Origin of the sequence: Corynebacterium sp. HMSC05D03 (assembly GCF_001807205.1) — a bacterium.
Classification (GTDB): Bacteria; Actinomycetota; Actinomycetes; order Mycobacteriales; family Mycobacteriaceae; genus Corynebacterium; species Corynebacterium aurimucosum.
The window spans coordinates 73,748-85,910 of the sequence record NZ_KV788186.1 but is presented as its reverse complement, the minus strand read 5'-3'; the positions used below and the strand labels follow the sequence as shown (position 1 = coordinate 85,910).

Annotated in this window: 10 protein-coding genes; 7 read left to right on the top strand and 3 right to left on the bottom strand. The window is 59.2% G+C overall.

What is annotated here, in order from left to right; genetic code table 11:
* Positions 1 to 55 precede the first annotated feature (55 nt).
* The gene (locus HMPREF3147_RS09900) at positions 56 to 820 is read right to left on the bottom strand and encodes a DUF4352 domain-containing protein (protein ID WP_083276485.1); all 765 of its coding nucleotides are present in this window, start codon (positions 818 to 820) and stop codon (positions 56 to 58) included.
* Positions 821 to 1,165: 345 nt separating this feature from the next.
* Between HMPREF3147_RS09900 and HMPREF3147_RS09895 the strand changes: the two genes are divergently transcribed.
* The 4 genes from HMPREF3147_RS09895 (at position 1,166) to HMPREF3147_RS09875 (ending at position 6,897) form a co-directional block, all read left to right on the top strand.
* On the top strand, positions 1,166 to 1,906 hold the full coding sequence (locus HMPREF3147_RS09895; RefSeq protein WP_210384597.1) for a trimeric intracellular cation channel family protein: 741 nt from the start codon (positions 1,166 to 1,168) through the stop codon (positions 1,904 to 1,906).
* 249 nt (positions 1,907 to 2,155) lie between these two features.
* Positions 2,156 to 2,764, top strand: a complete 609-nt coding sequence (locus HMPREF3147_RS09885) for a TetR/AcrR family transcriptional regulator (protein ID WP_070447092.1) — start codon at positions 2,156 to 2,158, stop codon at positions 2,762 to 2,764.
* Positions 2,765 to 2,776: 12 nt separating this feature from the next.
* Positions 2,777 to 6,415 (top strand): transcription-repair coupling factor, encoded by a 3,639-nt coding sequence (gene mfd, locus HMPREF3147_RS09880; RefSeq protein WP_070447090.1) that lies wholly within the window; start codon positions 2,777 to 2,779, stop codon positions 6,413 to 6,415.
* Positions 6,415 to 6,897 (top strand): hypothetical protein, encoded by a 483-nt coding sequence (locus tag HMPREF3147_RS09875; RefSeq protein ID WP_070447088.1) that lies wholly within the window; start codon positions 6,415 to 6,417, stop codon positions 6,895 to 6,897. The genes mfd and HMPREF3147_RS09875 overlap by 1 nt, the downstream gene beginning before the upstream one ends.
* Here the strand turns inward: HMPREF3147_RS09875 and HMPREF3147_RS09870 are convergent.
* On the bottom strand, positions 6,894 to 8,381 hold the full coding sequence (locus HMPREF3147_RS09870; RefSeq protein ID WP_070447083.1) for an amino acid permease: 1,488 nt from the start codon (positions 8,379 to 8,381) through the stop codon (positions 6,894 to 6,896). The genes HMPREF3147_RS09875 and HMPREF3147_RS09870 overlap by 4 nt on opposite strands.
* Positions 8,382 to 8,462: 81 nt before the next feature.
* Between HMPREF3147_RS09870 and HMPREF3147_RS09865 the strand changes: the two genes are divergently transcribed.
* Entirely contained in the window at positions 8,463 to 9,080 is a 618-nt protein-coding gene (locus tag HMPREF3147_RS09865; RefSeq protein ID WP_070447080.1) for a MazG nucleotide pyrophosphohydrolase domain-containing protein, read from the top strand.
* Here the strand turns inward: HMPREF3147_RS09865 and HMPREF3147_RS09860 are convergent.
* Positions 9,077 to 9,499, bottom strand: a complete 423-nt coding sequence (locus HMPREF3147_RS09860; RefSeq protein ID WP_070447076.1) for a hypothetical protein — start codon at positions 9,497 to 9,499, stop codon at positions 9,077 to 9,079. The two genes, HMPREF3147_RS09865 and HMPREF3147_RS09860, sit on opposite strands and share 4 nt — an antisense overlap.
* Positions 9,500 to 9,738: 239 nt before the next feature.
* Between HMPREF3147_RS09860 and HMPREF3147_RS09855 the strand changes: the two genes are divergently transcribed.
* Positions 9,739 to 10,530: a lysozyme family protein gene (locus HMPREF3147_RS09855; protein ID WP_070447075.1), complete on the top strand. Its 792-nt coding sequence runs from the start codon at positions 9,739 to 9,741 to the stop codon at positions 10,528 to 10,530.
* A 142-nt stretch (positions 10,531 to 10,672) separates the two neighbouring features.
* On the top strand, positions 10,673 to 11,950 hold the full coding sequence (eno, locus tag HMPREF3147_RS09850) for a phosphopyruvate hydratase (protein WP_070447074.1): 1,278 nt from the start codon (positions 10,673 to 10,675) through the stop codon (positions 11,948 to 11,950).
* Positions 11,951 to 12,163: the final 213 nt, after the last annotated feature.

Below are 12,163 nucleotides of genomic sequence, written 5' to 3'. Positions count from 1 at the left end.
CAGCGGATTGAGAATCTGGCTATTTTCTGAGGCTGGGTTTCGTCCGCTTGCAGCTCTAGCTGCGTACGTCGATGGAGGCAAGCCTGTTTCCAATCACGTTGTCCCCTGAGTCGTCGTAGGCAAAGGCTACAGGGGTAAAGTCCCCGGGAACCTCGAATACCCAGGTATATGGTGTGGAGAAACCGGGTCCGATGGAGTCACTGAGGGTATCCCAATTGGCCTGAACCCGCCAGTGCTCATTGATGGGGTCGTACATGCGGCCCTCCTGGTCAGCAATCCAAGCGAAGTTGCTGAAGTCGGAATTAAGCGGGGTTTTCCCTTCATTGAAGACAGTCCCGGAAACGATGACGAACTGTGCGCCTTCGTTTTTAGGGCTTTCCATGACAGTTTCAGACGCCCCATCAGAGAAGTCTTCATTTCTTAGTTCCACCGTGGGGGCGAGCTCCACGGAGTCAATGATGAATTTTTCGTTTCCGCTCATGGCTGGTTCGCCGAGCTTGGGGAGTTCGTCGAGGGTGCCTCCAGTGGTGCTGGCTTCCTGTGCATTTGAGGTGTCGGCATTGTTCGCTTCTCCGGATTGTGAAGAGGCTGGCTCTACAGAGGCTGCGGAAACCTGTTCCTCTTTAGAACCGGTGAATGCGTAGGTGGCGCCTGCACCAAGTACTACGCCGACTAAAGCAGCAGTGGGAACCATCCACCATGCGGGTTTGGGGGTCTTAGGCTGGGCTGTCGTGTTGGAATCAAATGGCTGTGGCGCGGTGGAAAACGGATTCTGACTCGGTGCCGGTTGCGGCTGTTGTTGTGCTTCGTTAGGAAACATGATTGACCTCGAGAGAAGAGAGAGTGAACGAATTCGTAACAGTGTAAACCTTCACCCCAGTGTTCCCACTATCAGAGCGGTAGCGCGCATTGCAGATAGGAGAGGAGCCGGTTCTACAAAAGTGCAGACCTGGAAGTACAGACCTGCTGGTCGTCGCCAAGCAGTGCGTTTGCGCTTTACGACGCCCACCTGCGTGTCTGTACTTCCAGGTCTGCACATTTGGATACGGCGGCTGCCGAGGAGACTTGAGTAGGGTGCTCTGAGACGACGCGAGGCTAGCGAAGGTGTGAACTGAAACAAATCCACCATTGATATGTGAGCAGTGCGCTATGGTCAATATCTGTGATTCAGGACGTCGACCCGCTCATCCATTCCCTGTACCAGGTCTTTGACCTCATCGGTGTTGTGCTCAACGGCATTATTGGAGGCACGATTGCACGCCGTAGGGAATTCGACATTATTGGCTTTGTCTTTCTGGCGCTCTTTTCGGCGCTGGCGGGCGGCATGATCCGTGACATGCTGATCGCTAGCGGTCCGGCTGCGGCAATCTCTGATCCGTTGTATCTCACTTTGGCGTGCGTGGGCGCGCTTATTGCCTTCTTAACGGACCTGAAGGGCAAGGCCTGGGAGATCTTCCTCGAGCACGCAGATGCTGTCATCTTGGGCGTGTGGTGCACAACTGGCTGCGTGAAGGCGCTGACTCATGGAATGCCGTTTATTGCCTGCGTATTCTTGGGCGTCTTGACCGCAGTGGGCGGCGGAATGGTGCGCGATGTTGCTTCCGGCCAGATTCCCTCGGTCTTTGGCGGCAGCCCGCTTTATGCCGTGCCGGCGGTGCTTACAGGAATCGTGATGGCGTCCTTCGCCCACTTTGATAAGTTCGCCCTTGGCATGATCATCTCGCCCTTCGTGGGCTTTGGCCTTGCAGTGATGGCGTATTGGCGCGGGTGGGTGCTTCCGCGAGCCGGCATTGCTCCCTTGAACTACACCGCGGCGCAGGTGGCGTCGATTGCGCGGAAAGCTGAAATCAGGGGCTTTAGGCGAGGGCGTAAGAAAAGAAAACAAACACCGCCTAACGCTGAATAAATGCAGGCTAGGCGGTGTTTTATCTTGCTTCCCCACCAGGACTCGAACCTAGAATGACGGTACCAAAAACCGTAGTGTTGCCGATTACACCATGGGGAAACTGCGCACATATTATGAGCGCTGGAGGACATATTACATGACAGGTGTGGGCCAAACCTAAACAGGTGCCCGAGACTTTTGGGCGCGCGGTTAACGGCCGACTTTTAGCTGGTGCGGGCCATGTCCAGTGGGGGAGATACAGTAGAAGGCATGGTTCGACAAAGGATGACCGGGCGTGAGCGCCGTGAGCAGTTGATCTCCATAGGACGTGCGGCCTTCGCAGAACGCGGCTTCGATGGTGCCAGCGTAGAGGACATTGCAGCACGCGCTGGTGTGTCCAAGCCGGTGGTCTATGAGCACTTTGGAGGCAAGGAAGGCCTCTATGCCGTCGTCATTGACCGCGAGCTGGTCGCCTTGGAAAAGGTTGTGACGGAGTCGCTACAGACGGGTTCCTGGCGCGAGCGCATTGAACAGGGGGTCGTCGCGCTGCTGACCTATGTGGAAGAGGAAACCGATGGTTTCTTAATCCTCGTGCGCGATTCCAAGCCAGGGGATGAGCGTAGTTTCTCCACGTTGTTGAACGCAGCAGTCAATCAGATTGCGCACATCCTCGGTGAGGCCTTTGAACACCGCGGACTCGACCCCGAGCTGGCAGTGCTCTACGGCCAGGCGCTCGTCGGCATGGTGGCCACCACGGCACAGTGGTGGCTGGACGTGCGCGAGCCTTCGCGGGAGACCGTCGCAGCACACATCGTTAACTTGTGCTGGAATGGTCTTTCCGGCATGGAAGCAGCACCGAAGTTGAAGGGAGCTAAGTAGGTGGCAACGCCGATGCTGGGCGGGCTGCTCAAGGTAGCCGCCTCAGATCCGAAACTTAAAGGCCTCGCCTCCCAAGTGGGGGAAGCCTCATTGCACATTACTGGCATTGACCAGGCGCGCCCGTGGGCGATCGGTACGCTGGCACACCATGCGCCGGTGCTGGTGGTGACTGCCTCCGGGCGTGAGGCGGAGGACCTCACCGCGGAGCTGACGGCCATGCTGGGGGATAAGGTCGCCTACTTCCCAGCCTGGGAGACGCTTCCACATGAGAGGTTGTCGCCGGCCCCGGATATCGTCGGCAAGCGCGCGCGTGTGCTCGACCTGGTGGGGGCGGGCAAAGCCCAGGTGGTGGTGACCTCTGCCCGCGGGTATTGCCAGCCCATCCTGAGCAAGGTGGAGGGGCGTGCACCCATCTTCCTGAAGGAAGAAGATGAGCACGAGCTTTCTGATATCCTGTCGGAGCTGGAGTTTCGCGCCTATAAGCACGTGGATATGGTGGCCAAGCGCGGTGAATACGCCACGCGCGGCGGAATTCTCGATGTTTTCCCCACCACCTCGGATTACCCGGTGCGTGTGGAGTTTTGGGGCGATGAGATTACGGATATCCGCCAATTCTCCGTGGCGGACCAGCGCGCCATCCCGGAGATTGAGGTCGGCGAGGTCGCAATCTATCCCGCTCGCGAGCTGCCGATCACTAATGAGGTTGCCGCACGCGCGCGCGAATTAGCGCAGAAATTTGGTGGCAACGCAGCGCTGGCAGAGCTGTTGACAAAGGTTGGGGAGCACATCCCGGCTGAAGGTATGGAAGCTGTGCTGGCGGTGCTTGCCGCCGAGCCCTTCGTCACCCTCCCCGAGCTCCTTGCAGCAGGCACCCATGTGTTGCTCGTGGCACCGGAAAAGATCCGCACCCGCATTGCAGACCTGGAATCCACCGATGCCGAGTTCTTGGCCGCTGGCTGGGAAGCCGCCGCGATGGGCGCGGATGGTCCACTGGCGGCCGAGGGCTTGGACACCTCGGCGTCGAGTTACCGCTCCTATGAGTCCCTTGAGGCGACATGCCGGAATATCGAGGCCCCGCTGTGGACTTTTGCCCCGCCGGGGATGTTCGCCGCCGCCGAATCGGAGACCCTGCCACTGGACTTTGAGCCCGGACCTACTCCGCGTGGTGATATCCCAGAGATAGATGCCATGATGGCGCAGCTTCTGGCGCACACTACCGCCGGCGGACGTGCCGCCTTCATTGCCCCTGCGCAGGGTGCGATCAAACGCATGGTGGAGCGCTTCGCGGAAAAGGGCATTCCCACCAAGGTGGCCACTCCTGGGTGGGAGCCGAGCCCTGGTGAGGTCACCCTCTACCAGGCCTTGTCCCATGCGGGTCTGGTGTTCCCGAAGGTGCGTAAGCTCAAGGACGCTGAGGTGTTGCCGTTGGTCGTCATCACGGAAACGGATCTCACGGGTAACCGTGTGGGCGATATTGCGGGGGCGAAGCGTCGCCCAGCAAAGCGCCGCAACCGCGTGGATCCCCTCGCCTTGAAGCAGGGCGACTACGTGGTGCATGAGACCCATGGAATCGGTAAATTCCTCAAGATGGCAGAGCGCACCGTCCAATCCGGTGATGAGACCTCCCGTCGCGAGTACATCGTGCTGGAGTATGCGGCATCCAAGCGCGGGCAGCCTGCCGACCAGCTGTGGGTACCCATGGATTCGCTGGACCTGCTAAGCAAATACACCGGCGGTGAGGCACCGACGCTGTCCAAGATGGGCGGCTCGGATTGGAAGAACACTAAGAAGAAGGCGCGCGCCGCAGTGCGCGAGATCGCCGGTGAGCTGGTGGAGCTTTATGCCAAGCGCCAGGCAGCACCGGGCCACCAGTTTGGGCCCGATACCCCGTGGCAGGCGGAGATGGAGGATAACTTCCCCTTCATCGAGACGGAAGACCAAATGCTGGCCATCGATGCCGTCAAGGAAGACATGGAATCCACGGTGCCGATGGACCGCGTGGTCGTCGGTGATGTGGGCTACGGCAAGACCGAGGTGGCAGTGCGCGCAGCCTTCAAGGCGGTGCAAGATGGCAAGCAGGTGGCGGTCCTTGTGCCCACGACCCTGCTGGCGCAACAGCACGCCGATACCTTCCGCGAGCGCATGCAGGGCTTCCCAGTGGATATCGAGGTGCTCTCGCGCTTTACTTCGGCCAAGGAGTCCAAGGAGATTCTCGCCGGTTTGGCGGATGGTTCCGTGGATATCGTCATCGGCACCCACCGCCTGCTGCAAACAGGCGTGCACTGGAAGAACCTAGGCCTCATTGTGGTGGATGAGGAGCAGCGCTTTGGCGTGGAGCACAAGGAGCACATCAAGGCGCTGAAGGCCAGCGTGGACGTGCTCACCATGTCCGCGACCCCGATTCCGCGCACCTTGGAGATGTCCATGGCGGGCATCCGTGAAATGTCTACGATTTTGACCCCACCGGAGGACCGTCACCCGGTCCTGACCTATGTGGGTGCGTACGAAGACAAGCAGGTCGCCGCGGCCATCCGCCGTGAGCTGCTGCGCGACGGCCAAGTCTTCTTCATCCACAACAAGGTCGCTGACATCGAAAAGAAAGCACGCGAACTGCGGGACCTAGTGCCGGAAGCCCGAATCGTCGTGGCACACGGCCAGATGAACGAGGACGTGCTTGAGCGCACCGTCCAAGGCTTCTGGGACCGCGAATTCGACGTCCTGGTGTGTACCACCATTGTGGAAACCGGCTTGGATATCGCTAATGCGAATACCCTCATCGTGGAAAACGCCCACCACATGGGCCTATCCCAGCTGCACCAGTTGCGCGGGCGCGTGGGCCGCTCCCGCGAGCGCGGCTACGCCTACTTCCTCTACCCGAAGGGCGCCACGCTGACGGAGACCTCCTATGACCGCTTGGCCACCATCGCCCAGAACAACGATCTGGGCGCCGGTATGGCAGTGGCCATGAAGGACCTTGAGATGCGCGGTGCCGGCAACGTGCTGGGCGCCGAGCAGTCCGGCCACATCGCCGGCGTGGGCTTCGATCTCTACGTGCGCCTCGTCGGCGAGGCCGTAGAGACCTTCAAAGCGCTTGCCCGCGGTGAGACCCCCGTGGTCACGGACGAAGGGCCAAAGGAAATCCGCATCGACCTGCCGGTGGACGCACATATTCCGGAGTCCTATATCAACTCCGAGCGGCTGCGCCTGGAGGTTTACCGCAAGCTTGCAACGTCCAAGGACAACGCGGACCTGGCACACGTGGTGGAAGAAATGCAGGACCGTTACGGGCCTGTCCCGGAGCCTGTGGAACGCCTTCTCGCGGTAGCGCGCCTGCGCCACCAGGCCCGCCGGGCCGGGGTCAGCGATATTACCGTGCAGGGCACCCGCATCAAGGTTCACCCGGTGGAGCTGGCAGATTCCAAACAGGTACGCCTCAAACGCCTCTTCCCGGGCTCCAATTACCGCGCGGCGGCCAAGGCCATCCAGCTCAACTTCCCCAAGGCTGGCCGCAATGTCACCGACCCCAAGCTGCGAGACATTGAACTCCTGCAGTGGATGGCGGATTTCTTGGCATCGATGTTCGAACCCGAGCGCGTTGACGTCAGCGGTGCTAAGACTAAAAAGAACGTCATTAGCGTAGGAGAAAAATAATGAACGCCGCGAACAACCACAGTGGGCCGAGTAGAGCTAATCCCCGAATCATCATGATGGTGGTGTGGATGTTCGCGGCGTTGTTCAGTATCCCCGTCTCCCTGGTTATCAAGTTCAGCGGTGAGAATGGCGGCTGGCTCACCTTCATGTTGGTGATGTTTGGGATCTTCCTAGTTGGCATTTGGGTGTTGCTCGGGTTACTCCCGCTATTCATCCGCGCTGATTACCCAAGCCGGTTGGAGTGGGCGTGGGTGTCAATGGCATTGCTGTTTATCGGCTTCATTGTGGGCAATGCCAACCTGCCCGATTTCGGGGACATTGGGCCAGCCACCGTGCCGACGTGGTGGTCCGGCAACGAGGAAGCGGCCGAAATTACCGGCGGCATTTTCCTCGTTATCAGCGCCATCGGCCACGTGCTCTGGCTGACCAGCTGCATCGCGTATGCAGTACTGTCACATCGCTCGGAACCCGAGGCCTTCTAAAGCACCAAACGGCCGGTGCCCAAGCCCCACACCGCGGCCACCGCGCCGATAATCACCAGTGCCACCACGAACCACTCAAAAGTGTTGAATACGCGTTCCTTCTTGTACAGGCGGGTAGCCACGTAAGGAATCATGCTGGGGACCACGGCCAGTGCACCAAGCAGCACGTAGACCGGGTCAGCAGCGTAGATGAGCCACAGTGAGTAGATGAAGGCGACCAAGCCGATGAAAAAGTGTCGGCGGTTGTCGCGGCGGCTCACCTCCGGGCCCGAGATGTCGAAACGCACCCCGGCATGTGGGTGCGTTAGGCCCTTGCCGCGCACGGCCAAGAGAACTAGATACAGCGAGGAGAAGATGTAGGGCAGCAGGTACATGATTGTAGCTAGCTGCACCATGGCGTTATAAGAGGTCTCGTTGAGGAAAAAGATAATGACGAAGAGCTGAATCGTCAGCGTGGAAATCAGCTGCGCTACCCATGGCGCGCCGGCAATGTTCACGGTGCCGATCTTGCGGGGGAGAAGGCCATCGACAGCCATCATGACGATCGGCTCCGCGCACAGCATCTGCCAGGACACGTAGGCACCAAGCACAGAAAGGCACAGACCAAGCGAGATGAGCGCACCACCCCATTCACCCACGGCGGCGGTGAGCACGGAGGCCATCGAGTTATCCGGCAGCGCGGCGAGCTCCTCCTGGGTGAGTACACCGAAGCTCAGCGTGGACACGGAGACCAGCAGCGCCAAGACGCTGATGAAGCCGATGACGGTGGCACGGCCGACGTCGGAACGGGTGCGGGCTTGCTTCGAGTACACGGATGCGCCCTCTACGCCGATGAAGACCCACACGGTAAAGAGCATGATGCCCTGTACCTGTTCGAAGAGGGACTTATCGGAAGTCTTGCCCCAGATATCCAAGGTGAACTTGTCCCAGCTAAAACCCACGAAAGCGAGGATGATGATGAAGGCCAGGATGGGCACAATCTTGGCTACGGACGTCACCATGTTCATGATGGCCGCCTGCTTAATCCCGCGTGCGAGAACAGCAAAGATACCCCAGGACAACAAAGACACTGCGATGGCAGAAACCCAGCGGTGGTCGGCGTCAAAGAAAGGGACGTAGTGGCCGATAGTGTTGAAAAATAGGGTGGCGTAGCCCACCTGCGCCATCACGGAGCCGAGCCAGTAGCCCCAACCAGAGGTAAAGCCGATGAAATCACCCAAGCCGGCACGGACATAGGAGTACACGCCGGAGTCGAGATGTGGCTTGCGGTGAGCCAGGATCTGAAAAACGAAGGCAACAGAGAGCATGCCCACGCCAGCAATGAGCCAGCCGATGAGCATGGCACCAGGGCCGGCCACGGAGGCGATGTTTTGCGGAAGAGAGAAGATTCCGGCGCCCACCGTGGAACCGATGATGAGCGCGACGAGCGTCCACAGCGTCACGGAGTGCGTGCGCGGCGATTCGGTGAGATTGGAAGTGGTCATTGGTTAAAAGTACCCCTTTAGGCGGGCTTTTGTGCAACTGCAGCGAATGTTCATCGGGCCCGGGACCTATACTCGTTGCTTATGACTGTCCTGTTGTTAGATCCGCGCTGGCCCACCCTAATACCCATGGAGGCCGTTGGAAAACTGCAGGGACCTGTTGTTTTTACCGATGAAGTTCCTGTGAAAGTTCGCTGGGACTTCGACCAGTTACTGAGCGGTGAGGATCCTGCAGGCCACGGTGTTGTGGTGAGCACGGACCCCTCCCATCCGCAGGTGCGCGCGCTTATCGACGCCCACGCGGAGCTCATCCTCGCTCCTTCCTTGGAGGATCCGATGTGGCAGGCGCGCGAGGTGATGATGCGCGCGCGGCGCATAGGGGAGTGGGAGCGCGATCAAACCCACGAGACCCTGCTGCCATATATGGAGGAAGAGTCCGCTGAGTTTGCCGAGGCAGTGCGGGAACATGCTTCGGATGCTGAGCTGCTGAAGGAATTGGGCGATGTCTTCCTGCAGATCCTCTTCCACGCCGAAATCGCGGCACGCCGTGGGGCCTTCAACCTTGATGATGTTGCGATGTCTTTCGTCAACAAAATGCGCTCCCGCGCGCCCTACCTTTTTGATGGCTCAGAGGACATCGTGGGGGTAGAGGAACAGGAGCGCTTGTGGGCCGAAGGTAAGGCCCGAGAAAAGAAGGACTAGCCCTTCTGGATCATGGAGGACAGTAGGGGAGCGTAGTCCGCAATCTTGGAGGACAGGCCCGTGCCGCCGGTGGCGATGGTGTCTTCCTTGACAATCTTGCACTCGAGAGCGCGGTCAGCGGTCTGGCCGGCGTATTTCACAGCGGCGAAAGCCAGCGGACCGAGCTCCTTGGAGTTGCCCAGTGCAGTGAGGTTCTTTGAAAGCTGGTTGCGGGTGGTATCCGGAGTCAGAAGCTCGCCTTCGGTGCTTTGATCGATGAGTGTGAGGGTGCTGCGCAGGGTGTTGCAGTCAGCCGACTGGATGCCCTGGGAAAGGAAGCCGCCCAGCTCAGTGAGGGAAGCGGCGGAGGCGGTAGCGGGTGCGATGGCACCCAGAGTAACAATGGCGGAAGCAGTAGCGAGGATACGACGGATGGACATGGAACTCCTTGACTAAGAGAAAAGCACGTTTCTAGAACGGACAGTGATAGAACGTGGAGCACCAGCGGGGCCTCGGCTCTCTGTTCAACGCTGCAGTGTAGCGCAGAATGTTACGCGTGGGAACATTTTGACATAACTTTTGGTTCGCAAATTTCGTAGGTCGTGCCTATATAGTCGCCTCGTTGCGCCCTCTGTGTCGCTAGACCCCCTTCGCGCAACGGGCTGTAGTATTCACCTTTATGACGCAGGGGCTTAGGAGGATCGGGGGCTGTGGCCTTGGAATTGTCTTAGCCATCATTCTGATCATTTCCCTGGTGGCCTGGAGTCTTTCCTTCCTGGATAAGCCATCCCCGTTCCGGCAGCTTTCCCCTGTCCCAGAGGATCTTCCACCGGTCGGCGGGGCAGAAGTGCCCAATATTGATGTCGACGGTCCGGGGCGCACGGCGGATAAATTGACGTGGTGGTCCGACCAGCTTGCTGATGCCACCAGCATCCCCGATCAAGCCTTGCGGGCCTATGGCAATGCGGAGTTGATTGCGCGGGAGTCCTGGCCGAACTGTAATCTGCGCTGGAATACCCTTGCGGGGATCGGTTGGGTTGAAAGCCGTCACGGGACCTATAACGGCAATCTCTTTCACCGTTCTACACTCGATGAGAACGGCTACCCCGACCCACCCATCGTGGGTATACCTCTCGATGGTACGAACAACACCACCATGGTTCCGGATAGTGATGGCGGCGTGATTGACGGCGATACCGACTTTGATCGCGCCGTCGGACCGATGCAATTTATCGCTTCTTCGTGGGAGCATTTAGGTCGTGATGCCAATGGCGATGGGGTGGCTGATCCCAACCAGATTGATGATGCTGCGCTAGGTGCCGCCGCATTGTTGTGTTTTGGGGATAGGGACCTTTCCACGCCGGAAGGCTGGCGCTCAGCCGTCCTCAACTACAACCAATCGGAGGACTACCTGCGTAAAGTGGCGGCAGCGGCAAATTCCTACGCCATTGAACAGCCTGCGACGTCCTAGTCTCTTCCTAGATCTTTGTCACGTTGTCCGTTTAAGCCCGACACGTTCCGAAGTTTTCTGGAACAATTGGCTGCAGGTGGTTTGGGAGCACCTCCCAGAACACAAACCAAGATCAATTTGGCTCTATAGGAGTGAAAGCAGCATGGCTGACATCATCCACGTAATGGCACGCGAAATTCTTGATTCCCGCGGCAACCCCACCGTTGAGGCTGAAGTCTTCCTCGACGATGGTGCACGCGGTGTGGCCGGCGTTCCGTCTGGCGCTTCCACCGGTGTTCACGAGGCTCACGAGTTGCGCGACGGTGGTGACCGCTACTTGGGCAAGGGCGTTCTTAAGGCCGTTGAGAACGTCAACGAAGAGATCGCTGATGAACTTGCCGGCTTCGAGGCCGATGACCAGCGTCTCATTGACCAGGCCCTGATCAAGCTGGACGGCACTGAGAACAAGTCTCGCCTCGGCGCCAACGCCATCCTGGGCGTTTCCATCGCAGCAGCTAAGGCCGCTGCCGAGTCCGCTGGCCTGCCGCTCTACCGTTACGTCGGTGGCCCGAACGCCCACGTCCTGCCCGTTCCTATGATGAACATTCTCAACGGTGGCTCCCACGCTGACTCCGGCGTGGACGTCCAGGAGTTCATGATCGCTCCGATTGGCGCGGAGTCCTTCTCCGAGGCGCTGCGTCAGGGCACTGAGGTTTACCACGCACTCAAGAACGTCATCAAGGACAAGGGCCTGTCCACCGGTCTGGGTGACGAGGGCGGCTTCGCTCCGTCTGTCGAGTCCACCAAGGCAGCGCTCGACCTCATCGTTGACGCAATCAAGAAGGCTGGCTTCGAGCCGGGCAAGGACGTTGCTCTGGCACTAGACGTTGCTTCCTCCGAGTTCTTCAAGGACGGTAAGTACCACTTCGAGGGCGGCGAGCACACTGCTGAGGAGATGGCCAAGGTTTACGAGGAGCTCGTTGCTAAGTACCCGATCGTGTCCATTGAGGACCCGCTGCAGGAAGATGACTGGGAGGGCTACACGAAGCTCACCGAGACTATCGGTGACAAGGTTCAGATCGTCGGCGATGATTTCTTCGTCACCAACCCGGCACGCCTCCAGGAGGGTATCGACAAGAAGGCTGCTAACGCTCTGCTGGTCAAGGTCAACCAGATTGGTACCCTGACCGAGACCTTTGATGCCGTCGAGCTGGCTCACCGCAACGGCTACCGCACCATGATGTCCCACCGCTCCGGTGAGACCGAGGACACCACCATTGCTGACCTCGCAGTCGCCCTGAACTGTGGCCAGATCAAGACGGGTGCTCCGGCCCGCTCTGAGCGCGTAGCCAAGTACAACCAGCTGCTGCGTATTGAGCAGGAGCTGGGCGATGCCGCTGTTTACGCCGGCCGCTCCGCATTTCCGCGCTTCCAGGGCTAAGTTTGCCACTAGCTTCTAGTGGCAGTCTTCTCGGACTGTCCGCTGAGCTAGCGCTAGTTCAGAAGGTGCCACAGGAAACTGTGGCACCTTTTGCGTTGGGAGGGCAGCCGCAGAGCCCAAGTTGACGCGGCACACGTACCGGAACGGACTTTGAACTTCTGTGACACGTGTTATTTGTGAGACACGACGCGCGCCGCACAGTACTGGGGCCGG